Origin of the sequence: Thalassovita sp. (assembly GCF_965218685.1) — a bacterium.
Taxonomy (GTDB): Bacteria; Pseudomonadota; Alphaproteobacteria; order Rhodobacterales; family Rhodobacteraceae; genus Thalassobius.
The window spans coordinates 3,164,821-3,187,704 of the sequence record NZ_OZ244657.1; the positions used below are offsets into that span (position 1 = coordinate 3,164,821).

Genomic DNA, 22,884 nt, shown 5'->3' on the forward strand with positions numbered 1-22,884 from the left:
TCTGGGCAACATTCCGTAGGCAGGGCTTGCTGCAAAGTATTGTTTTTATTGGTAAATTATGGTGCCCCCACACGGACTCGAACCGCGGACCTACTGATTACAAATCAGTTGCTCTACCAGCTGAGCTATAGGGGCACTCGGGCGATGAAATAGGCGAACGGGAAGCGGCCTGCAAGAGCTTTATCGACTGGCGCGGGCCAGTAATGTGACGGCCGCAAGGCCAACCAGGATCACCAGTACCGCCGCGGGGGCGGCATCGCCCAGGTTTTCAAGGCTGGCCTGATCATGAACACGGGTCGCCAACGTATTGAAATTGAAAGGGCGCAGCAGCAGCGTTGCGGGCAGCTCTTTCACGCAGTCCACGAACACCAGCAACAGGGCCGACCCGACAGAGCCCTTGATCAGCGGAAAATAGATCTGGCGCAGCACCTGCCCCTGGGTACGCCCAAGCGAGCGCGCGGCCATTGGAAGGCTGGGGGCAATCCGGCCCATAGCGGCGTCGGCCGCCCCTTGGGCGATGGCGAAAAAGCGCACTCCGTAGGCCAGGATCAGCGCAAAGGCCGAGCCGGTCAGGACCAGACCGATGTCCACGCCTGTCGCAGCCTCGATACCGTCAGCGACAAAATTGTCCAGCGCGGCCAGAGGGATAAGGATACCGACGCCCAGCACGGCGCCCGGCGCAGCATAGCCGATGGTGGTCAGCGGCAGCAGCATCCGGGGCAACTGGCGCCCCGAAAGGCGCACGCCATAGACCATGAAAATCGCGGCCAGAACGGTGACGAGTGCAGCGATCCCGCCGACCATCAGGGTGTTCAGCAGCGACTGTACCAGATCGGGATCGGCCCAGCGCTCGGCATTGGCAAGGGCATGGGACAGGATCACCCCGGCTGGCAGGACGAATCCAAGGCCAAAGGGGATCGCGCAGGCAACCAGGGCCAGCGCGGCGCGCCATCCTGTCAGGCGCTTGCGTTCAGGCGTGCGGTGACGGCCCGACAGGTTGAAGAACCGGCTGCGGCGGCGGCTGAACTTTTCCAGCGTGACCAGCATGATCACCATCACCAGCACCACGCTGGCAATCTGGGCGGCGCCGCCTGCGTTGTTGCTTTCCAGCCAAACGCTGAAAATCCCGGTGGTCAGGGTTTGCACGGCGAAATAGTCAACGGTGCCGAAATCGTTCACGGTCTCCATCATCACGACGGCCATGCCAGCGGCGATGGCAGGACGGGCCAGCGGCAGCGCCACTCGGCGGAACCGCGACAACGCGCTTGCGCCCAGCGACATGGCGACCTCTTCGGTCGAGCCTGATTGCTCGCGGAAGGCCGCACGGGCCAGCAGATAGACATAGGGGTAAAGCGCGGCTGTCAAAACGATGATCGCCGCCCCAAGCGAGCGGATCTCGGGGAACCAATAGTCGCGGGCGCTTTGCCAGCCCATCAGACCGCGCAGCGCCGTTTGCACCGGGCCACTGTATTCCAGAAGGTCCACCAGCGCATAGGCCCCCACATAGGCCGGGATCGCAAGCGGCAGCAGCAGCAGCCACTCCAGCCAACCCGACAAGGGGAAACGATAGCGGGCAATGAACCATGCCGCGCCCGTGCCTACCATCCCCGACAGCACCCCGACCGAAAGCATCAGCACCAGTGTCGTGCCCAGATAGCGCGGCAGGGTCGTGGACAGAAGATGCGGCCAGATATTGTCAGTGGGGTTCAGCGCGATCCAGACCACGGCCAAAATGGGCGCCAGAACTATGGCAGCAATGGCGCTGGCCCCGACCGACCACAGGTTGGAGGGCATCACGCGCAGCAGCGCGGGCTTGGCGGGCATCTGAACCTGTTCGCTCATGCCGCTTCATTGCCTGAATGCGGCCAAACTGTCCAGAAAAGACCCTGTTTTTGTCCTCCGTGTCGGGGTATGACCAACAAAACACCCGAGCAGCCACGGAATTGAAATGAAAATCATTCTTCATGCGGGCGCCCATGCAACCGACGAAGACCGGTTGATGAAATGCCTGCTGAAAAACGCACAGGACCTGAAGGCGCGCAATGTGGCGGTGCCCGGTCCCTCGCGCTATCGCATGTTGATCCGGGACACGCTGAACGCGATGGCCCAGGGCGAACTGGCCGAAGACGGGCGTGATATCCTGCTGGACGCGATCCTGCAAAGTGACCCGCCGGAACGGCTGATTCTGTCAAACGAGGCGTTTTTCTCGACCCCCAAGAATGCAGTGGCGCGCGGCCAGATCTATCCCGGCGCCGAGGTCAAGCTGCAGCGATTTTGCGAGCTGTTCGAGGCCGACGAGGTCGAGCTGTACCTGGGGCTGCGCAATCCGGCGGCCTTTCTGACGCAGCTTCACCTGCAATCCCCCGATATGCCGTTCCAGACTTTCCTGGATTCCTCGGAACCTTCGGCCCTGCGCTGGTCCGAGCTGATCTTGCGCATCCGCGACGCCCTGCCCGACCTGCCAATCACCCTGTGGGCCAACGAGGACACGCCACTTTTGTGGGCGCATATCCTGCGCGAGATGATGGGACTGCCCGAAAACGAGAGAATCCTGGGCGGCTTTGATCTGATTGCCGAGCTGATGACCACGGACGGCATGCGTCGTTTTCGCGCCTATCTGAAGACGCATCCGGTGATGTCCGAGGAACAGAAGCGACGGGTCATCTCGGCCTTCCTGGCGAAGTTCGCCCGCCCCGAGATGCTGGAGGAAGAAGTCGGGAGCGACGATTGGTCCGCGACCGAGGCCGACCAGATGGCCCTGCAATATGAAAGGGACGTCGCCCAGATGGCCAACGTCCCCGGTGTGCGTGTTCTGATGCCCTAGGGCGAGGCGCTTAGGACATGCCCAGCGCTTCTTTGTACATCTCCAGAACGGCCTCTTCCTCGGCGATATCGTTCTGGTCGCGCTTGCGCAGGGCGATGATCTTGCGCATCACCTTGGTGTCATAGCCGCGCCCCTTGGCTTCGGCCATCACCTCTTTTTGCTGGTCGGCGATGTCTTTCTTTTCCATCTCCAGACGCTCGAACCGTTCAACGAACTGGCGCAGCTCGTCCGCGGTGACGCGGTAGGTGGCATCGGGGTTCATTTCGTTCATATTCTTGCCTCCGGATTGGTGTCTTCCTCCCCTACCCGGCCATGGGCCGCGCCGCAAGCCCGCCGGGCACTGCCGCCGGGGTCAGATGCGAAAAAGCGCCGCGTTGCGCGCCGCCTACCAAGCTGCTAGGCGCAGGCTTACGATCAAACACGCGGGGCAGCCCCGAAAGGATGAGCATGGATATTCTGGTCTGGGTCGGTGCGGCCATTTCGGTGGCAGGTCTGTTGGGCCTGGTGTGGTGCATTTTCCGCGTGGCCAAGGCCAAACGCGCGGGCCTGAACGATGACGAACTGCGCGAGGCCGTCAAGCGCGTGGTCCCCATCAACCTGGGCGCGCTGTTCATGTCGGTGATCGGCCTGATGCTGGTGATCCTGGGCGTGTTCCTGGGCTAAGCCGGGTCGTCGATCCGGCGCCGTTTCGCACCAACGCCGTTCAACGCGCTGAACCCTTCCCCATTACGGACAAGCGCCTCGATCCCCGGGTCGGGGGAAAACAGGCGCGGCTCGGCCTCGGCATGGGGTCGCATTGCGCGCTGCAAGGTGAACAGCCCCACCTGATCGGACGCATTCATCACCCCGCCCCGCCAGGCAGGAAAGCCATGCGAGCGTACCATCACCATGTCGATATCCGAGGGCCGCAGGGCGACCCCCTCGCGCAATAGACGCGCGCCTTCGTTCATCATGGCCCCAAGGCAAAGCTGTGTGATCGTCTGGGCATCTGGCGCATCGGGGCGCGGGGCATCTTCGGGGCGCGGTTTCGGGGCGCCTTGTTCCCAGTCATAAAACCCCTTGCCCGAGGTCCGACCAAGCCGCCCCTGTGTGACCAGGGATTGCAGGCGGGTCAGATGGCGGTGCGCCGCGCGCTCGGCGTGATGGGTCTGCAGGGCCCTGTCCAGTTCGGCCAATAAACCAGCGATATCCATCTCGGCAAAGACGCCCGTTGCCTTGCCAAATTGCACCAATGCCTGATCCACCTGGGCGGGCGTCGCCCCCAGATCCAACGCGTAATCCGCCGCGTCCCGCAGCGCCGCCATCATCCGCAGACCGATTGTGCCCCCCTGACTGCCACAGCGCACTGGCGAGATGCCGATTTTCAGCATCAACCTGTGCAATGTCAGCGTCGCAACCGCCGCGCTGTCGGGACCGGGGATAAGCTCGACCAATCGAGCGCGCTTGACGCCCAAGGCCACGGACAGACCGACCACCTGCCCCGCCCGCCCCGAAGCCCGGGCCGTCGGATCAACCGGCAATGTCGCGCTGTGCGTCACCAGAATCGCGCTTTCGGGCATGAAACCAGCCAGCCATGCGATCACCTGTTGCTTGGTGCTGGCATTGTCTGCGACGGCCTCGATCAGCAGATCAGCCTTCGTCAATTCACCAGCGTCATGCGTGGTGGTCAGGTGCTGGTTCAATTCATACCAGCGTTCTGGCGGGGTTTTCTGTGCCTCAAGCGCCTGTTCCAACCGTTCCTTGGCACCTTGCACCGACGCCTCGTCGCGCTCGAACCAAACCGTCGGCACCCCGTGTTCCAAAGCCGCCAGCACAAGCGCAACCGCCGCCGGGCCACTGCCAACCACCCCCAAGCACTGAACGGGTTTTGGCTTGGCCTTGGTGGCCTCGGGCAGGTTCACCAACCGGCGCAAAGCCGACAGCATGTAAAGATTACCCTGCGCATCTTCCGAGCCAAGGCTTTCGCGGCAAAGATCCTCTTCCATCGCTTGTCCTGCAAGGAAAGGCAGCACCAAGGCGTTTTCAACCAACCTGAGAACCGCATGCTGTGCCGGGCGCGCGGACGTGCCCAGGGCCGCACGACAGGTTCTGATCGCGTCCTGATACGCCGCCGGGTCCTTGAACCCCTCGGCTCGGTCGCGGGTCCGGACCGGTCGGGTTCCATCAGAGGCCAGATTTTCGGCCAGCGCGATCGACGCAGGCTCGGGGTCTTGCTCAATGATCTGGGTAAACACCTCGGACAGCCGCGGATCTGAGACCTGCGTTACCTCGCCCGAAAGCATCATCATCAAGGCAGTTCGCGCGCCAACCAATCGCGGTAACCGCTGAGAGCCGCCAGCCCCCGGCGTCACGCCAAGCGCGATATCGGTCATTCCAACCCGCGTACCCGTCTGCGCCACGCGTGCATGCGCAGCCAGAGCCAGCTCGAACCCGGCGCCAAGGGCAGCCCCGGTCAGGCAGGCGACAACGGGTTTGGGGCAATCTTCGATTTGCAGGCAAATATCGGCCAGCGACACCGCGCCTTCCCGCAAATCGGGCCGCAGATGAGAGTAACCTTCCGAGAAACCAGCGCTGCGGCCGGTCAGGACAATGGCTTGAACGTCGGGATCTGCTTCCAGCAGCTGCAATTGCTCGGCAATCTGCGCCCGCATCAACGGCCCCAGAAAGTTCTGCGGAGGGTTGGCCAGCAGCATGATAGCAACCCGGCCTACCCGTTCAATTTTCAGCTTGTCTGCCAAACAAGAACCCCTAATTCGAAATGGGCGCCATTGCCTACCCCGTTCCAGACAGGGTGCAAAAGCGTCCATACCGATGCAAGCCCTTTTCAGAGCTCGATTCTTTGTTAAAAGGCTTTTGACCGCTTACAAAGGCATGTTGTCGAAGCGGTCTTCCATTTCTTCGTCGATCGCCTGGTTGTCCAACTCGCGCAGACGGGCCGGAATAGTGACGCCCTGCGAGCGCATCTTTTCCACCGTTTTGTGAAGCTCGGCTTGGATTTCATGACGGGTTTCGTCCGTCGCTTCGGCGATCTCGGATTCCAGTTGCGAAATCAGGTCCATGAATTTTTTTTCTGGCATTTGTCTCTCCTCTCCTTTTGCTGCCTTAGGCGGCGCATTTTCGACATAGAGGTGTGGCTGGAAGCACGCTCAACCGCTCCGACGAAATCTCCTCGCCGCATTTTGCGCAGAATCCATATTCTCCGTCACGGATTCGTTGCAGCGCTGCCTGGATTCCCCGGATTTCGGCCTGACCGGCCTGGCCCAGAGATTCCAATACCTCATCCCCTTCCCTTTCAACCGCGGATTCCTCCCAATCTTTGGAATGCGGGGCGTCCAGTTCAGCTTCGATGGCATGCAGGCGGCTGTCCAGTTCAGACAGTCTTTTGAGCAGGGTGGCTTTGTAATGTGCCAAATCTTTCATCGCGCTTCCTCCTAATGGCGCCGCAATTTCGCACATTCCCTGTGCAAAAACATTGACCCAAATCAACCCTGCCTCACCATCGCAAACAAACCGTAAATTGAGGCCTTGCAACATATGCGCAAAATTATATATGATGGATGAAACGGAGGGACCCCCTTATGAAACCTGAAGTAACCGCATTTTTCGACGACGCCACCAACACCATCTCTTACGTGGTGCGTGACCCCGCTGGCAGCTCTTGCGCCATCATCGATTCGGTTCTGGATTTCGACTATTCGTCGGGCCGCACCGATACCAAGTCGGCAGACGCCGTGATCAAGTTCGTGCTGGACAATGATCTGAAGGTGGAATGGCTGCTGGAAAGCCACGTACACGCCGATCACCTGTCCGCCGCCCCCTATATCCAGGAACGCGTAGGCGGCAAGATCGGCATCGGCGACCGCATCAAGATCGTGCAGGACACCTTTGGCAAAGTCTTCAACGAAGGCACCGAGTTTCAGCGCGACGGCAGCCAGTTCGACAAGCTGTTCCAAGAGGGCGACAGCTTTCACATCGGTCAGCTGCGCGGCGATGTGCTGCATACCCCCGGACACACGCCGGCTTGCCTGACCTATGTGATCGGTGATGCGGCTTTCGTGGGCGACACGCTGTTCATGCCCGACTTTGGCACCGCGCGTTGCGATTTCCCCGGTGGTTCGGCAGAAACGCTTTATGCCTCGATCCAGAAAATCCTGTCTCTGCCGGATGAGACCCGCATCTTCGTGGGCCACGACTATAAGGCACCGGGCCGGGATGAGTATGCATGGGAAACCACCGTGGCCGAGCAAAAGGCCGCCAATATTCACGTGGCCAGCGACAAGGATCGCGACGATTTCGTCCGCATGCGGACCGAGCGGGACGCCAGCCTGGACATGCCCAAGCTGATCATCCCCTCGTTGCAGGTCAACATGCGCGCCGGCCAGATGCCCGAGCCCGATGAAAAGGGTGACGTGTTCCTTAAGGTGCCCGTCAACAAACTGTAAAAGCTGGGAAAACCAGCGTCCCCCGGGACCCGCGCGAACGGGTGCCGGGGTCATTCATTGACATCTCATCATTCAGGGAAGGAAACGCGATGATGAACTCTATCCCGGTCGATTGGATCTGGGGCCTGATCGGCGGCTTGCTGATCGGCACAGGTGGCGCCGTTTATCTGCTGGCCAATGGCCGCATCATGGGCGCAAGCGGCATTCTGGGCGGCCTGGTGGACCGCAGCGGTTGGAACTCGTGGACCGAGCGCGCCGTGTTCCTGCTGGGCGTCTTCTTGCTGCCGATCCCGCTCTACCCTGTCTATCGCGAGGTCGACACCCATATCACCGACAACTGGATCGTGATCATCGCCGCCGGCCTTCTGGTCGGCGTCGGGACGCGCTTGGCCAATGGCTGTACCTCGGGGCACGGGGTTTGCGGCATCTCGCGCTTTTCGCTGCGGGGCATGGTTGCCACCGTGTTCTACATCATGGCTGGCGGTATCGCCGTGGTTATCTTCCGTCACATTCTGGGGATCGTCTGATGCAACGTTTGATTTTTGCTTTCATCGCTGGCGGCTTGTTCGGAGCAGGCCTGTTCATCTCGGGCATGACGGACACCACCAAGGTACAGGGTTGGCTGGATGTCTTTGGCAACTGGGACCCGACCCTGGCCTTCGTCATGGGCGGAGCGATCATCCCCATGGCTATCGCCTGGCTGTTTGTTCCGGGGCGTAAACCCCTGGTAGGCGGTGATTTTCCCACTCCGCCTGAACCCAAGATCGGCCGCAACCTAGTGCTGGGATCGGTTATGTTTGGCTTTGGCTGGGGTCTGGCTGGCCTGTGCCCCGGCCCCTCGATCGCCTCGCTGTCCTATGGCGGCGTCGGTCACTGGGTCTTTGTCGCCGCAATGATCGCGGGCATGATCATCGCCCCCGGCGTGCGCGTCAGACTGGACAGGGCTGTCCCGGCGGAATAAATCGATCTCATGGATATCCGTGAGATCACCCCCCGCTACTCTGTCAGCCCGCAGATTAACCCCGAAGATCTGGCCGCCATCAAGGCGGCCGGGTTTACCAAGGTGATCTGCAATCGGCCCGATGTTGAAATCCCACCCAGCCACCACGCCGAGGTGATGGCCCAAGCCGCACAGGCCGCCGGGTTGGAATTTTTCGTTCTCCCCCTGACACACCAGACCATGACCCCAGAGAATGTGGCCCTGCAGATGGAGGCCGCCGCAGCCTCGGACGGGCCGGTACTGGCCTATTGTGCCTCGGGGACCCGTTGCAGCGTGGTTTGGTCACTGGGTCACAAGGGCATACTGTCCGCAGACGAGATTTTGGCAGCGACTGCACGGGCCGGTTATGATCTGTCTGGCCTGCGATCCGCCCTGGAATCCTGAGGCCTACCCGCCCGCGTCTTTCCCTTCTTGATGAAAGTCACCGGGCAGCGCGGGCGCTTTGGCCAAGGCGCCCGGGTCTGTCGGCAACCCCTCGCCCAGCCCCAGGTCACGCAAGATGTCGTCCGCTGTTTCGGGCACCGTCGCCTGTGGCGTTTCCGGCAGAAGGTTGGGCGCTGCGGGCGTAGCCTCAATCAGCCCGGGGTCGGCCAGATCCACCTGAGCCATCGCTTGCGCCTGTTCAGCCGGGCTACTGGCAGGCTTGCCACCCCCGGCGCCGAAACTCTTGATGCAAACGGCGCGTTGACCGGACAATTGCCCAAGCACGCCAACCGCCACAGCTTTGCGTTCGCCCGCATGAAGGGTCACCTCGCTCAGCGCCCTGAGGGGCAAGGTCAGGACATCGCCGGGCTGCAATGCGCCAATCTCTCCTAACGGCATTTCCATCCGGTGAAGCACCACATCCAGTCGCGCGGGCGCGTCCATAACCTCGTTTCCCAGACTGTCGCGATCGGCATCTTCGGACGCATCTGTCGGATCAGGAGTTGGCTCGGGTGGTACGGGCAGCGCAAGGAACAAACGCCCCGTCCGGTCTCCACTGCCGATCGTCACCGACAAGGCAAAAGTATCGTAGGCGCCATCGGGCAGTTGCGCGGCCAGAAGGCTGGGATCACGGACCCACGCGCCGAAATGAAAGCCAGGCGCCGTATCGGTTTCATCCCGCGGTAGCAGCGCTTCGAACCCGCTTAGCGTACCGTCGATAAGTGGCAAGGCAACCGCGGCATCGGTGCTTGTGACCGCGCGTTCGGGGGCGGGTCTGTCCATCACGGAGCCAAGCGTTTGCACCTCGACCAAGGCCGAGACGAGATCCAGATCCAGGACCATCACGCCAGCGCCGTCGCCTTCCTGCTCCAGCCGAACAATAAGATCCGAGGGCTGAACCTGCGTCAGCACCCCGTCGCGGTCACGAACCCGGGAACTTGACTGCGCGATTTCCAACGTCAGGCCAAGCCCAAGATGCGCTGCGCGGTACAAGGCCCGCTGCAACGCCGTTTCGGCCGTCATCACTGCATTATCCGGCACCCGTTGCGATGCGGACTTGAGCTGCATGATATTCCTGATGTCTTTCATAAATCGCCAAAATTCTGTCCGGAGATCGCATCTACTTAGACACCTAATCTGGCAAGGGTTACCAAAGGCTTACGCCCGGCAAATTATTCTGCCGCCTTGGCGTTTTTCATTGGCAGGCTGACCCGAAAGGCAGCACCGCCCTGCCCCGGCAGATAGGTGATCGCCCCGCCCAGACGGATCATGATCTCGCGGCAGATGGCCAGTCCAAGGCCGGCCCCCCCGGCGCGCTTGTTGTCGCTGACACGACTGAATTTTTCAAAGATCAGCGCCTGTGCCTCGGACGGAATCCCCGAGCCGTTGTCGACGAAATCCACCACCAGATACCCATCACGATTTGCCACGCGAATTGCCAGCCTGGGGGCATCGGCGTCACAATATTTCTGGGCATTGGCAATCAGGTTGATAAAGACCTGCGCCAGCCGGTCCAGATCGGATTCGATCGAGACATCCTCTAACACCTCGGCGCGGACCACCGTCAGCCCGTTGCCCTGCACACCTGTCGCATCCAGGGCCTGACTGATTACATCGCGCAACACCCCGCGCTGCAAGTTCAGGCTGACCTGTCCGTTCTCCAGCACTGACAGGTCCAGCAGGTCGTCCAGCAGACGGGTCAGTCGGATCGCCTCGGAATGAATGATTGTGGCATACTTGGTCAGATCTGCCTGGCTCAGCCCATCCGCATCGCGCAGGATTTCCGAGAACGACCGGATCGAGGTCATCGGCGTGCGCAGCTCGTGGCTGATCTGGGACAGGAACGCGTCTTTTTGCACCGACAGCTGAGTCAGTTTTTCGTTCGCCGCGCGCAGCTGCCGGGCCGTGCGGGTTAGTTCGGCCGATTTGGCCTCCAGCTGGCTGGAATACTCCATCATCTGCGCGGTTTCATCGGCAACGGCCAGCAGATCCTCGACCGAGACCGTGGCCCGCCCCATGATCTGCCCCACCATTGCATGGGCTGTCGCCGCCCCGACCGAACCGGACAGCTCCCGCTCCAGGCGTTGCAGGAAATCGGGCGTCGGTTCGGGCAGGAACCCGGCAAGGCCCTGCTGGGCGGCCTCGTGATGGAAAAAGGCCTGCGCTTCCGAGGCACCAAGGATACGCTGCGCCATGATCAGCAGGTCCTCGGATTGTGCAACGCCCCCGGACCAGCCCTGCGGGTTGCCCGAATGTTGGAACACATTGACGAATTGAGCGCCCTGAAGACGCTCCAGCGGTTCAGGGAAGGTGACCATCGAGACGAAGACAAAGACCACTGTGTTGAATAGCAGCGACCACATGACCGAGTGCACCAGCGGGTCCAGCCCCCCAATGCCAAACAGTGCCTGCGGGCGCAGCCAAGCCATGCCCCAGGGCCCCTCGCTCAGCAAAGATGCCGTCATCACCGCATCCGCGCCAAAGCTGGGCAACAAAGAGGTATAGAGCCAGAAAACAAAGCCCACGCCCAGACCGGCCAGCGCACCGACGCGTGTTGCGCCGCGCCAGAAAATCCCGCCCATCAGCGGCGGCAGGAACTGCGCGACCCCTGCGAACGAGATCAGGCCGATCGCGGCCAATGCCTCGCCCCCGCCCGAGAAGCGATAGTACAGATAGCCCAGCGCCAGAACGCCCGCGATGGACAAACGCCGCGCCAGCAGCACCACGTGACGCACATCGCCCGAGATCATCGCCCCGCCACCTGTAAACGACAGCCAGATCGGCATCACGATATGGTTCGAAACCATGGTCGACAGCGCAATCGCGGCCACGATCACCATCGACGTGGCCGAGCTGAAGCCCCCCAGGAATGACAGCATCGCCAGCCCGTCGCGCCCCTGGCTTAGCGGGATGGTCAGCACAAACTGGTCGGGGTTCGATCCCGAGGGCAGCAGCTCCAGCCCCGTTACCGCGATGGGCACCACGAACAGGCTCATGGTCATCAGATAGGTCGGAAAGGCCCACGAGGCGGTACGCAGGTGGTTCTCGTTCTCGTTCTCGACCACAAGCACCTGGAACATCCGCGGCAGGGTCAGAAAGGCTGCGGCCGACAAAAAGATCAGTGCGGCCCAGCGGCCGTTATGTACCTGCCATTGGCCAATGTCGGAATTGTCGATCCGCGCGAAGGTTTCAGACACACCGCCCCCCACACCCCAGACCACGAACACCCCCACGGCCACCAGCGCAAAAAGCTTGACCACGGCCTCCATTGCGATGGCCATGACCACGCCGTGGTGACGTTCGTTCGCATCCAGATTCCGGGTGCCGAACAGCACCGTGAACAGCGCCAACCCCACGGCAACCCACAAGGCCGTGGCATCACTGTCACCCAGCTGAGCGACCGAAGGATCATATAAGGCAAAACTTGAAAAAGAGGAGGTAACAGATTGCAATTGCAGTGCAATATATGGCGTCGTGCCGATCACTGCGACCACGGTGACAAAAACCGCCAGCGCGTTCGACTTGCCATAGCGCGAGGAAATCAGGTCGGCGATCGAGGTAATCCTTTGTGTTCTTCCGATCCGGACCAGCTTGCGCAGGCCCCACCACCAACCCATCATCACCAGCGTTGGACCAATATAGATGGTCAGATACTCCAGCCCCGAACGCGCCGCATAGCCAACGGCGCCATAAAACGTCCAGGCGGTACAATAGATCGACAGCGACAAGGTGTAGATCATGGGCGAACGCAGCCAGCCGCTGCGGCCACGCTGTGCGGCTCGCTCGGCCATGAAGGCCACCAGGAACAGCAGCGCCACATAGCCCAGACAGACAGCGATCAGCAGATTCAGCGCGCCCATCGTGCCCCCTTACGATCCATCGCCTTGCTCGGCGTCGGAATCCGGGTCCAGCCAGCGAGTGACGGCCAGGGTGCACAGGACCAGCAGGATCCAGACACCGAAGATATACACGATTGCCCGCGAACTGGAGATGCCGAACTCGCCCGGCGGGGCCCACAGAAGGGGCAGCCCCCACAGGATCGCCCCAACAAAGGGCATCAGCCGGGCCATGTCGCGCACGCGGCGCTGACGATAGCCCTTGCGTTCCAGAAACAACGAGGGGCGCGACTTGGCCATCACGGCACCAGTTGGCGCACGACTTCCAGCACCTCGGCATTCGAGAAGGGCTTGGTCATGAAGTGGCTCGCCCCGATTTTCTCGGCCATCTCGCGATCCTTGCTTTGACCGCGTGCAGTCAGCATCAGCACAGGCAGATCGCGGGTGACCTCCTTGGCGCGCAGCTCGGTCAGAATCTCGTATCCGCTGGCACCAGGCAACATCACGTCCAGGATCAACAGGTCTGGGGACTTGGCCCAAACCACGTCCACAGCATCATGCCCATTGGAATGCGTATCCACCTGCCAGCCATCGCGGGACAGGATGAAGCTGATGGCCTCGATAATGTTGGGCTCATCTTCGATCACAAGGACATGTTTCCCCATGCATCCTCCCCTTAGTGCATATGGTGCCTGTCGGACTCTGCTTTTATCAACAAAGTCGGCGTCCGTGTCAAAACCATCCTTAGAATCCATCAGTTAGAATCGAAGGTTCACGACGGCCCGGGCAGTTTTCCTTTGGACAGATACGGCAGCTGACGCCGATCTCGGCCTCTTTGCCGTCGGTCCTTTCACCTGCGCCCAGCGGCAGGATCAGCATGTAGGCCTCGAACAGCGTCGGCGCATCAAAGCTGACCTCGCCAACCGGCTGTGCGATCGAGAATGTGCGGAACAATCCCCCGCCCCGACCCACCTGGCGGACAGTTTCCTGAATGGGGGTCAAAGGGCGCGAAAGCGCACGAAACAAGGGCCAAAGCGGACAGGCCGAGCCGAAACGCGGCAACGTGAAACCGTCCAGCGCTTTGCGAAATATCATGGTCCCCGAGGCGTCGCAGGCCACAAGCCCCACAGGCCCGCCGGTCACGCTTTCGGGAACTTCGGCCAGCCGGCGCATCACCGTGGCCAGGTCCGTCCGGAAGTGCCGCGCCAGCGCCGAGATGTCGGGGCCATGCTCGGCCAGCGCCTTGGTGGTAGCCCCCAAGGGCATGGTTTGAGAATCTTGGGCATAACGCCACATGTAGCTGCGCGCCATCGCCCGGCTTGCCGAAGATTGCAGGACTTCCTGCTTTTCGACCAGCGCGTCGATGTCCACGTCCTCGGGGTGGTCGCTTTCCAGCAAGGGAATGTGAAAGCCGCTGTCGCCCAGAAACGCATCCAGTTCATCCTGGGGCGAGCTTAGCTCGCTTTCGGCGCCATCCTCGGTGCTGTCCAGATACCCGACCAGGGCCTTGGCGCTGTGGGCCAGACGGGCGGAATCCTCGTTGATATTGCGGTGAAAGCGGTCGCGCCATTCAGGCTCCAGCTCTCGGGTTTCGGCAAGGATGCCCGCGGTTGAACGGATCGAGGTGATGGTCGAGATCATCTCGTGCAGGGCCGCGGCCAGATGCGGATCGTGGGTCAGCCGGTCGGTCAGGGTTTCGACCGTGCGCTCCAGCTCGGACACCCGCCGGTGCCGGCGTTCCAGCAACTGCGCCCAGCCGGGAAAACGACCGGCGAAATCTTCAAGCGCATCCTGTTCAGCCCCAGCGGCGGGGTCCGCGGCCCGGGCTTCACGCAAGACCGCGATCAGCGCAGCCTCGGCCCCTTCGGTCAATGCCGACGGCTCGACCCCCAGCGACCGGGCCAGCGCCAGCAATAACTTCCCGCCGATTCTGCGCCGGTTATGCTCGATCAAATTGAGGTACGAGGCCGAAATTCCGACCTCTTTGGCCAGTTCGGCTTGCCTTTGGCCCAGCATCATCCGCCGTTCGCGAATTCGGGACCCGGTCAGCTGACGTTGCGCCATGTTAATTTTCCATCCAAATCAAGCACCTTCTGCGTTGCAGAATTAAGTTCTTTACAATGCATACTACGGCATTGTGATATTCTTTACAAAAAAATTGTTTCATTAAAAGACCTTGTTGCGAAGTTTTCTTGCTCGCCCTGATAATAGATTTGCACAGAAACGTGCACGTGAACGCCGCAAGAGGAGGTGTGCGTTCGCATTTCACGAAACGGGAGGATTATATGTCCAATAGCAAACTGACTCGCCGCGGCGTTCTGAAGTCGGGTGCAGTAGCCGGCGCTGGCGTCGCACTGCCCACCATCTTTACCGCATCGTCGGCAGCAGCTTACACCAACGAGCCCACCGGCAGCTCTGTGACCCTGGGCTTCAACGTGCCCCAGACCGGCCCCTATGCTGACGAAGGTGCTGACGAACTGCGCGCCTATGAGCTGGCGGTCGAACACCTGAACGGTGGCGGTGACGGCGGTATGCTGAACACCTTCAGCTCGAAAGCGCTGCAGGGTAACGGCATCCTGGGCAAGAAGGTTGAATTCGTCACCGGTGACACCCAGACCAAATCGGACGCAGCGCGCGCATCGGCCAAGTCGATGATCGAAAAAGACGGCGCCGTGATGATCACCGGCGGTTCGTCCTCGGGCGTGGCCGTGGCCGTGCAGGCGCTGTGCCAAGAGGCCGGCGTTATCTTCATGGCGGGTCTGACCCACTCGAACGACACCACGGGTAAAGACAAGCGGGCCAACGGTTTCCGCCACTTCTTCAACTCGTACATGTCGGGCGCTGCCCTGGCACCGATCCTGGCCAACAACTATGGCACGGACCGCAAAGTCTATCACCTGACCGCAGACTATAACTGGGGTTATACCACCGAAGAAGCCGTGCGCACCTCGACCGAGGCCATGGGCTGGGAAACTGTTGCAGCCGTGAAAACGCCGCTGACTCAGACCGACTTCTCGTCCTACATCGCGCCGGTTCTGCAATCGGGTGCTGACGTTCTGGTTCTGAACCACTACGGCGGCAACATGGTGAACTCGCTGACCAACGCGGTTCAGTTCGGCCTGCGCGAAAAGCAGGTGAACGGTAAGAACTTTGAAATCATCGTTCCGCTGTTCTCGCGCCTGATGGCTCGTGGTGCTGGTGAGAACATCAAAGGCATCTTTGGTTCCGCCAACTGGCACTGGTCGCTGCAGGACGAAGGCTCGAAGGCATTCGTCAAGTCGTTCGGCACCAAGTACGGCTTCCCGCCGTCGGCTGGCGCACACACCTGCTATGTTCAGGCCCTGCTGTACGCAGACGCATGTCAGCGCGCCGGCACCTTCAACCCCTGCGGTGTTGCTGCAGCCTTGGAAGACTTCGAGTTCGACGGCCTGGGCAACGGCCCGACCCTGTATCGCGGCTCGGACCACCAGTGCTTCAAAGACGTGCTGGTCGTGAAGGGTAAAGAGAACCCGACTTCGGAGTTCGACCTTCTGGAAATCGTCGAAGTCACGCCGCGTGGTCAGGTCGAGTACGATGCCTCGATCTTTGGCGGCGAGCTGGGCACCTGTAACGCAGGCGCCTAAGCCCTTCGGAGGATGGGGCAGTGCCTCATCCTCCACCCCAAACCGCATTCCCTGTCGGCCCCTTAACGGGGCTTCCCTCTTTCCACACTCCGACACAAGGGTGGGACAATGGACGCTATAGTTCTGCAAATCCTAAACGGGCTCGACAAGGGCTCGGCCTATGCGCTGATCGCGCTGGGGCTTACACTTATCTTCGGCACGCTGGGCGTTGTGAACTTTGCGCATGGCGCGCTGTTCATGATCGGCGCCTTCTGCGCCGTGACCCTCAACAAGTTCCTGACGCTCAGCCATACCGTCATCGATCCAACCAAGACCGACTTCTTGGGTAACCCGGCCAAGATTCAAGTGCCCTATGTCTATGACATGTTTGGCGAATCTACCGGTGCTGCAATTATTGACTGGTCGGTACCACTGGCCATCCTGTTCGCCATTCCGGTGATGATCGGTATCGGCGTCATCATGGAGCGCGGCCTGATCAAGCACTTCTACAAACGCCCACACGCCGACCAGATCCTGGTGACCTTCGGCCTGGCGATCGTGCTGCAAGAGATCATCAAGTACTACTACGGTGCAAACCCGATCCCGACCCCGGCGCCCGACGCCTTCAAGGGCTCGTTCGACTTCGGGGCCGCCATTGGCTTTGCCGAGAACACGATCATCTATCCCTACTGGCGTCTAGTTTACTTTGCTTTCGCCGCGATCATCATCGGTGCTGTCTTTGCCTTCCTGCAGTTCACCACCTTCGGGATGGTGGTCCGTGCCGGCATGGCCGACCGCGAGACCGTGGGCCTGCTGGGCATCAACATCGACAAGCGTTTTACCATCATGTTCGGGATCGCCGCGGCCGTGGCCGGTCTGGCGGGTGTGATGTACACGCCGATCAACTCGCCGAACTACCATATGGGCATGGACTTCCTGGTGCTGTCCTTCGTTGTGGTGGTTGTGGGCGGCATGGGCTCTTTGCCCGGCGCGGTGCTGGCAGGTTTCCTGCTGGGTATCCTCGAAAGCTTCGCCTCGATGCGCGAGATCATCGACATCATCCCCGGCATCAACCAGGTCATCATCTATCTGGTCGCCGTAATCATTCTGTTGACACGTCCCCGTGGCCTTATGGGTCGCAAAGGCGTGATGGAGGACTGATACATGTTCGGTCTAGAAAAGAAAGACGCGCGTCTGCTGTTGCTGGTCATCGGCCTGACGCTGTTCGCACCGTTCATCCTGAACCCCTTCCCCGAGGGCTCGGCCCTGGCGCAGTTCAACGCGGGCTATCCCGACCTGATGCAGCGCTTCGTGATCTTTGGCATCTTTGCCATTGGGTTTAACATCCTGTTTGGCCTGACCGGGTACCTGTCCTTTGGTCACGCGGCCTTTCTGGGGGTCGGGTCCTACGCGGCGGTTTGGATGTTCAAGCTGCTCAGCATGAACGTGATCCCCGCGATCATGCTGTCGGTGGTCATCTCGGGCCTGTTCGCCCTGCTGATCGGATTTGTGTCGTTGCGCCGGTCGGGGATCTACTTCTCGATCCTGACGTTGGCCTTTGCCCAGATGATGTTTGCGCTGGCCTATTCGGTTCTGACGCCCATCACCGGCGGTGAAACCGGCCTGCAGCTGGCCCTGGACGATCCCCGCATCCTGGGTGCAAGCCAAACCCCCGGGGGCAACATCCCCGTCCCCGGTCTGTTCGGCCTTGAGATGCGCGACAGCTTCGATCTGGTTGTCGGGTCCTGGGTGTTCACCTTCAACGCGGGCTATTACTTCTGTGCTGTGATCATGCTGTTGGCCTTCTACCTGGCGATCCGCATCTTCCGCTCGCCCTTTGGCATGATGCTGCGCGCGATCAAATCGAACCAGCAGCGCCTGAACTACACTGGCCTCAGCCCGCGCCCCTATACTCTGGCCGCCTTTGTGATCTCGGGTATGTATGCCGGTCTGGCCGGTGGTCTGATGGCCTCGATGGACCCGCTGGCAGGTGCCGAGCGGATGTTCTGGACGGCTTCGGGCGAGGTGGTTCTGATGACCATCCTGGGCGGTGCCGGGACCCTGATCGGTCCGGTTCTGGGCGCTGGCATCATCAAGTACATGGAAAACATCCTGTCCAAGATCAACAGCGACATCCTGCACAGCTGGTTCGCGTTCCTGCCCGACGGGCTGGAGGATTTCGTGGTCACCATCATGTACCCGTTCATCGGTAAGGGCTGGCACCTGACCCTGGGCATCATCTTCATGCTGGTTGTGATCTTCCTGCCGGGTGGCCTGGTCGAAGGTGGTCAACGTATGGGCCGTCTGCTGCGCCGTAAAAAAGCCGACGATGACACCAAGTCCTCGTCCACTGAACCTGCAGAATAAGGAGACCTGAGATATGGGAATTCTTGAAGTCAAAGACGTCAACAAACGTTTCGGCGGTTTGCAGGCTCTGGGGAATGTGAATCTGAGTGTGAAAGAAAACTCGGTTCACGCCATCATCGGCCCGAATGGCGCTGGCAAATCCACCCTGCTGAACTGCCTGGTGGGCAAGCTGATCCCCGACACCGGCTCTGTCTTGTTTGACGGCCAGTCGGTGCTGGGGCGCCAACCGCACGAGATCAACCAGATGGGTATCTCACGCGTGTTTCAGACCCCCGAGATTTTCGGGGATCTGACGGTGATCGAGAACATGATGATCCCGATCTTCGCCAAGCGCGACGGGGCCTTCCGCATGCATGCGATCGAAAACATGATGTCCGAAAAGGAAATCGTGGACGCGGCCGAGCACATGCTTGAGGACATGAACATGGCCGACAAACGGCACATGCACACGGCCTCGATGTCGCGGGGGGACAAACGCCGCCTTGAGATCGGCATGTGCCTGGCGCAGCAGCCCCGCTTGTTGTTGTTGGATGAACCCACCGCCGGGATGGCGCGGGCTGATACCAACAACACGATTGATCTGCTCAAACAGATCAGCGACGAGCGGGACATCACCATCGCCATCATCGAACATGACATGCACGTGGTGTTCAGCCTGGCCAACCGAATCACCGTTCTGGCGCAGGGCACCCCCCTGGTCGAGGACGACCCGGAAAACATCAAAGGTAATCCTAAAGTACGGGAAGCCTATCTGGGCGAAACCGCGTAAGGAGAGTGTACCATGAACGTCAAACCTGATTTCTCTAAGGGTCGCAACCTTGCCGAAACCGCCCCGGCCTATCTGTCGGTCTGGGACATTCACGCCTATTACGGCGAGAGTTACATCGTGCAAGGCGTCAGCTTCAACGTCCACGAAGGCGAGATCCTCGCTCTTCTGGGGCGCAACGGTGCTGGCAAAACCTCGACCCTGCGCGCGATTGCCCGTCTGGATGATCCGCAGATCAACAAGGGCGAGGTCTGGCTGGATCACCAGCCGCTGCATACCATGGCCAGCTATCAGGCCAGCCAGAAAGGCATGGCTCTTGTTCCCGAAGACCGTCGGATCATTCCGGGCCTTACGGTCGAGGAAAACCTGAAGCTGGCCCAGATCGCCCCGCCCCTGGGCTGGTCGATCGAACGCCTGTACGAGCTGTTCCCCCGTCTGGGTGAACGCCGCAACCAGGAAGGTGTGACCCTGTCGGGCGGCGAACAGCAGATGCTGGCCATCGCCCGTGCGCTGGCTCGGGACATCAAGGTCCTGCTGCTGGACGAACCCTATGAAGGCCTGGCCCCCGTGATTGTCGACGAGATCGAGCGCACCCTGCGCAAGATCAAGGAACAGGGCATCACCACCGTGATCGTCGAACAGAACGCTGTGCGCGCTCTGGAATTGGCAGACCGCGCGGTGATCCTGGACACCGGCACCGTGGTATTTGACGGCTCGGCCGCCGAAGTTCTGGAGAATAAGGAACTACGAGAAGAGTATCTGGCCATCTAGGCCGGACAGGCCCGCCCTACCCTGCTGCTTGCTGGGGCGGGCCTTCAAATCCCCCCTAACCATTCGAGGTAACCCATGTCCGACCCCATTATCCCAGTACCTGCATCCTTTGCGTCCGGCGCGCATGTTGATGGAGCGAAATATGACGCGATGTATGAGGCCTCGATGGCTGATCCTGATGCGTTCTGGGGCGAGCATGGCAAGCGTCTGGACTGGATCAAGCCTTACACGAAGGTAAAGAATACCAGCTTTGAGCCGGGCAATGTCTCGATCAAGTGGTACGAGGACGGCACGCTGAACGTTGCGGCCAACTGCATCGACCGTCATTTGGAAACCCGCGGTGATCAGACGGCGATCATTTTCGAACCCGATGATCCGGCCGAAGAGGCGCTGCACATCACCTATAAGCAGCTGCATGCCAGCGTTTGCAAGATGGCCAACATTCTGGAAGACATGGGCGTGCGCAAGGGCGACCGGGTCATCCTGTATCTGCCGATGATCCCCGAGGCGGCCTATGCGATGCTGGCCTGTGCGCGCATCGGTGCGATCCACTCGATCGTGTTCGCGGGCTTCAGCCCGGACGCGCTGGCGGCCCGTGTGAACGGCTGTGACGCCAAGGTTCTGATCACCGCTGACTACGCGCCGCGCGGTGGCCGTCAGACCCCGCTGAAATCCAACGCTGACGAGGCGCTGCTGCACTGTAAGGACACTGTTAAGTGTCTTGTCGTAAAACGCACCGGAGGTCAGACCACCTGGGTTGACGGTCGTGACTATGACTATAACGAACTGGCGCTGGAGGCGGATGATTACTCCAAGCCGGCCGAGATGAACGCCGAGGATCCGCTGTTCATCCTGTATACCTCGGGCTCGACCGGTCAGCCCAAGGGCGTCGTGCATTGCACCGGCGGGTACCTGGTCTATGCCTCGATGACCCACGAGATCGTCTTTGATTATCACGAGGGCGATATCTTCTGGTGTACCGCGGATGTGGGCTGGGTCACCGGCCACAGCTATATCGTCTATGGTCCGCTGGCCAATGGCGCGACCACGATCATGTTCGAAGGTGTGCCGACCTATCCGGATGCGGGCCGGTTCTGGGCCGTGTGTGAAAAGCACAAGGTGAACCAGTTCTACACTGCCCCCACCGCGATCCGCGCCCTGATGGGCCAGGGCACCGAATGGGTGGAAAAATACGATCTGAGCGACCTGAAGGTTCTGGGCTCGGTGGGTGAACCCATCAACCCCGAGGCCTGGAACTGGTACAATGACAATGTCGGCAAGGGCAACTGCCCGATCGTGGACACCTGGTGGCAGACCGAAACCGGCGGCCACATGATGACCCCGCTGCCCGGCGCCCACGCGCTGAAGCCCGGCTCGGCGATGAAGCCCTTCTTTGGCGTCAAAACCGTGGTTCTGGACCCGCATACCGGCGAAGAGATCACCGATTACCCGACCGAGGGCGTGCTGTGTATCGCCGACAGCTGGCCGAGCCAGATGCGCACCGTCTGGGGCGATCACGAACGGTTCGAGAAGACCTATTTCTCGGATTACAAGGGCTACTATTTTGCCGGTGACGGCTGCCGCCGCGACGCCGATGGTGACTTCTGGATCACCGGCCGCGTCGATGACGTGATCAACGTGTCGGGCCACCGCATGGGCACCGCCGAGGTCGAAAGCGCGCTGGTCGCCCACGCCAAGGTGGCCGAGGCCGCCGTGGTTGGCTATCCGCATGACATCAAGGGCCAGGGCATTTACTGCTATGTCACCCTGATGAACGACGTGGAACCCACCGAGGAGCTGCGCAAGGAACTGCGTACCTGGGTCCGCACGGAAATCGGCCCGATCGCCGCACCCGACCTGATCCAATGGTCGCCCGGTCTGCCGAAAACCCGCTCGGGCAAGATCATGCGCCGCATCCTGCGCAAAATCGCAGAAAACGACTATGGATCCCTCGGCGACACCTCAACACTCGCTGACCCCTCCGTCGTCGACGACCTCATCGAAAACAGAATGAATAAGAGCTGAACGATCTCTCCAGTGGTCAGGGCCGCAAGGCCCCGATCCCCCTCCTGGGCCGCTCCATTAATTTGGAGCGGTCTTTTTTGGCACTCTCAGGCAAGTGCACATGGCCGCACCGCTTTGCATCACCGTGCAAAACCGGGCATACCTGCGCCATGGAGCTTAGTGATCTTGCCTTTGAATACGCCCCCGTAGGGCTGTGCATGCTGGAAAACCGGATCATCTCGGGGTGTAACCGCGAGTTCGCGCAGATTTTCGGTGGCCAGATGGCTGATTTCCAAGGCGAGCCCTTTGCGAATTTCTATGCCTCGAAAGAAGATTACGAGAAAATCGGCAAGCGCGGGTTGGCGCAGATGCGCAAGACCGGGCGGTATTCTGATGAACGTGTCATGCGGCGACGCTCGGGCGAGCTGTTCTGGTGCCGGGTTCGCGGACAGTCCCTAACCCCCGAAGACCCATTCCTGCGTGGCATTTGGTCTTTGTCTGACCTGTCGCAAGAACGTCCCATCGTGGAATTGACCCAGCGCGAACGCGAGGTAGCTATCCTGACTTGCCGCGGCATGACCAGCAAAGAGGTCGGCAAGGAATTGGACCTGTCCTATCGCACGGTCGAATTGTACCGTGCCCGGCTTTTGGAGAAGTTCCAGGCCCGCAAACTAGCGGAACTGGTGGCCAAACTGTCCGGAATGCCGCTTTGATCAAAGGAAATACGACTTTCGTGCAATTTTCCCCTCGAATTCTGCGCGCAAAACCCCCACATTTCCTGCCAGAAGAAAGCTTTCCGTTGCGCAAAACTTAACCTATAACGCGCGCGGAAGAGCACAGGGCTGCGCC

General features: G+C 60.6%; 23 protein-coding genes and 1 tRNA gene. 13 read left to right on the forward strand and 11 right to left on the reverse strand.

Annotation, left to right across the window (positions count from 1 at the left end; translation table 11 throughout):
* Positions 1-59 precede the first annotated feature (59 nt).
* Together ACOQOQ_RS15665 and ACOQOQ_RS15670 are read right to left on the reverse strand one after the other, a co-directional pair.
* A tRNA-Thr gene (locus ACOQOQ_RS15665) sits at positions 60-135 on the reverse strand.
* Positions 136-180: 45 nt separating this feature from the next.
* Positions 181-1,824, reverse strand: coding sequence for an ABC transporter permease (locus ACOQOQ_RS15670; RefSeq protein WP_420569785.1), 1,644 nt, complete (start codon positions 1,822-1,824; stop codon positions 181-183).
* A 124-nt stretch (positions 1,825-1,948) separates the two neighbouring features.
* Here ACOQOQ_RS15670 and ACOQOQ_RS15675 point away from each other — a divergent pair, with 124 nt between their 5' ends.
* Positions 1,949-2,824, forward strand: coding sequence for a hypothetical protein (locus tag ACOQOQ_RS15675; protein WP_420567909.1), 876 nt, complete (start codon positions 1,949-1,951; stop codon positions 2,822-2,824).
* Positions 2,825-2,834: 10 nt separating this feature from the next.
* Here ACOQOQ_RS15675 and ACOQOQ_RS15680 read toward each other — a convergent pair whose 3' ends face one another.
* Complete coding sequence (locus ACOQOQ_RS15680) at positions 2,835-3,095, reverse strand: DUF2312 domain-containing protein (RefSeq protein ID WP_420567910.1); 261 nt, start codon at positions 3,093-3,095, stop codon at positions 2,835-2,837.
* A 176-nt stretch (positions 3,096-3,271) separates the two neighbouring features.
* On the opposite strand from ACOQOQ_RS15680, the gene ACOQOQ_RS15685 reads away from it, so the two are divergent.
* Entirely contained in the window at positions 3,272-3,487 is a 216-nt protein-coding gene (locus ACOQOQ_RS15685; RefSeq protein ID WP_420569786.1) for a hypothetical protein, read from the forward strand.
* Here the strand turns inward: ACOQOQ_RS15685 and ACOQOQ_RS15690 are convergent.
* From ACOQOQ_RS15690 to ACOQOQ_RS15700, 3 genes are all read right to left on the reverse strand, one after another.
* Entirely contained in the window at positions 3,484-5,562 is a 2,079-nt protein-coding gene (locus ACOQOQ_RS15690; protein ID WP_420567911.1) for an enoyl-CoA hydratase-related protein, read from the reverse strand. The genes ACOQOQ_RS15685 and ACOQOQ_RS15690 overlap by 4 nt on opposite strands.
* Positions 5,563-5,685: 123 nt before the next feature.
* Positions 5,686-5,901, reverse strand: a complete 216-nt coding sequence (locus ACOQOQ_RS15695; protein WP_420567912.1) for a hypothetical protein — start codon at positions 5,899-5,901, stop codon at positions 5,686-5,688.
* Positions 5,902-5,926: 25 nt separating this feature from the next.
* Positions 5,927-6,244 carry a TraR/DksA family transcriptional regulator gene (locus ACOQOQ_RS15700; protein ID WP_420567913.1) on the reverse strand — a complete coding sequence of 106 codons (318 nt, stop codon included), beginning with the start codon at positions 6,242-6,244 and terminating at the stop codon, positions 5,927-5,929.
* 158 nt (positions 6,245-6,402) lie between these two features.
* Between ACOQOQ_RS15700 and ACOQOQ_RS15705 the strand changes: the two genes are divergently transcribed.
* The 4 genes from ACOQOQ_RS15705 (at position 6,403) to ACOQOQ_RS15720 (ending at position 8,650) form a co-directional block, all read left to right on the forward strand.
* Complete coding sequence (locus tag ACOQOQ_RS15705; protein WP_420567914.1) at positions 6,403-7,266, forward strand: MBL fold metallo-hydrolase; 864 nt, start codon at positions 6,403-6,405, stop codon at positions 7,264-7,266.
* A gap of 101 nt (positions 7,267-7,367) precedes the next feature.
* On the forward strand, positions 7,368-7,793 hold the full coding sequence (locus ACOQOQ_RS15710) for a YeeE/YedE family protein (RefSeq protein WP_420569787.1): 426 nt from the start codon (positions 7,368-7,370) through the stop codon (positions 7,791-7,793).
* A complete protein-coding gene (locus ACOQOQ_RS15715; RefSeq protein ID WP_420567915.1) occupies positions 7,793-8,227 on the forward strand; it encodes a DUF6691 family protein in 435 nt (144 codons plus the stop codon). Before ACOQOQ_RS15710 ends, ACOQOQ_RS15715 begins: the two co-directional genes overlap by 1 nt.
* Before the next feature lie 9 nt (positions 8,228-8,236).
* Positions 8,237-8,650 carry a TIGR01244 family sulfur transferase gene (locus ACOQOQ_RS15720; RefSeq protein ID WP_420567916.1) on the forward strand — a complete coding sequence of 138 codons (414 nt, stop codon included), beginning with the start codon at positions 8,237-8,239 and terminating at the stop codon, positions 8,648-8,650.
* Between the two features lie 3 nt (positions 8,651-8,653).
* On the opposite strand, the gene ACOQOQ_RS15725 is transcribed toward ACOQOQ_RS15720, so the two are convergent.
* The 5 genes from ACOQOQ_RS15725 to ACOQOQ_RS15745 all read right to left on the reverse strand — a co-directional run bounded on the left by ACOQOQ_RS15725 (position 8,654) and on the right by ACOQOQ_RS15745 (position 14,589).
* The gene (locus ACOQOQ_RS15725) at positions 8,654-9,757 is read right to left on the reverse strand and encodes a FliM/FliN family flagellar motor switch protein (protein ID WP_420567917.1); all 1,104 of its coding nucleotides are present in this window, start codon (positions 9,755-9,757) and stop codon (positions 8,654-8,656) included.
* 104 nt (positions 9,758-9,861) lie between these two features.
* Complete coding sequence (locus ACOQOQ_RS15730; RefSeq protein ID WP_420567918.1) at positions 9,862-12,549, reverse strand: ATP-binding protein; 2,688 nt, start codon at positions 12,547-12,549, stop codon at positions 9,862-9,864.
* Positions 12,550-12,558: 9 nt separating this feature from the next.
* Entirely contained in the window at positions 12,559-12,825 is a 267-nt protein-coding gene (locus ACOQOQ_RS15735) for a hypothetical protein (RefSeq protein WP_420567919.1), read from the reverse strand.
* The gene (locus tag ACOQOQ_RS15740) at positions 12,825-13,190 is read right to left on the reverse strand and encodes a response regulator transcription factor (RefSeq protein WP_420567920.1); all 366 of its coding nucleotides are present in this window, start codon (positions 13,188-13,190) and stop codon (positions 12,825-12,827) included. Before ACOQOQ_RS15740 ends, ACOQOQ_RS15735 begins: the two co-directional genes overlap by 1 nt.
* A gap of 79 nt (positions 13,191-13,269) precedes the next feature.
* A complete protein-coding gene (locus tag ACOQOQ_RS15745) occupies positions 13,270-14,589 on the reverse strand; it encodes a short-chain fatty acyl-CoA regulator family protein (protein WP_420567921.1) in 1,320 nt (439 codons plus the stop codon).
* A gap of 221 nt (positions 14,590-14,810) precedes the next feature.
* Between ACOQOQ_RS15745 and ACOQOQ_RS15750 the strand changes: the two genes are divergently transcribed.
* The 7 genes from ACOQOQ_RS15750 (at position 14,811) to ACOQOQ_RS15780 (ending at position 22,748) form a co-directional block, all read left to right on the forward strand.
* Positions 14,811-16,148 carry a substrate-binding protein gene (locus ACOQOQ_RS15750; RefSeq protein WP_420567922.1) on the forward strand — a complete coding sequence of 446 codons (1,338 nt, stop codon included), beginning with the start codon at positions 14,811-14,813 and terminating at the stop codon, positions 16,146-16,148.
* 108 nt (positions 16,149-16,256) lie between these two features.
* Positions 16,257-17,288, forward strand: coding sequence for a branched-chain amino acid ABC transporter permease (locus ACOQOQ_RS15755; RefSeq protein ID WP_420567923.1), 1,032 nt, complete (start codon positions 16,257-16,259; stop codon positions 17,286-17,288).
* Positions 17,289-17,291: 3 nt separating this feature from the next.
* Positions 17,292-18,494 (forward strand): branched-chain amino acid ABC transporter permease, encoded by a 1,203-nt coding sequence (locus ACOQOQ_RS15760; RefSeq protein WP_420567924.1) that lies wholly within the window; start codon positions 17,292-17,294, stop codon positions 18,492-18,494.
* 13 nt (positions 18,495-18,507) lie between these two features.
* Complete coding sequence (locus ACOQOQ_RS15765) at positions 18,508-19,263, forward strand: ABC transporter ATP-binding protein (RefSeq protein ID WP_420567925.1); 756 nt, start codon at positions 18,508-18,510, stop codon at positions 19,261-19,263.
* A 12-nt stretch (positions 19,264-19,275) separates the two neighbouring features.
* A complete protein-coding gene (locus ACOQOQ_RS15770; protein WP_420567926.1) occupies positions 19,276-20,031 on the forward strand; it encodes an ABC transporter ATP-binding protein in 756 nt (251 codons plus the stop codon).
* A 75-nt stretch (positions 20,032-20,106) separates the two neighbouring features.
* Positions 20,107-22,056 (forward strand): acetate--CoA ligase, encoded by a 1,950-nt coding sequence (gene acs, locus ACOQOQ_RS15775; RefSeq protein ID WP_420567927.1) that lies wholly within the window; start codon positions 20,107-20,109, stop codon positions 22,054-22,056.
* A 149-nt stretch (positions 22,057-22,205) separates the two neighbouring features.
* Positions 22,206-22,748: a LuxR C-terminal-related transcriptional regulator gene (locus ACOQOQ_RS15780; protein ID WP_420567928.1), complete on the forward strand. Its 543-nt coding sequence runs from the start codon at positions 22,206-22,208 to the stop codon at positions 22,746-22,748.
* Positions 22,749-22,884 lie beyond the last annotated feature (136 nt).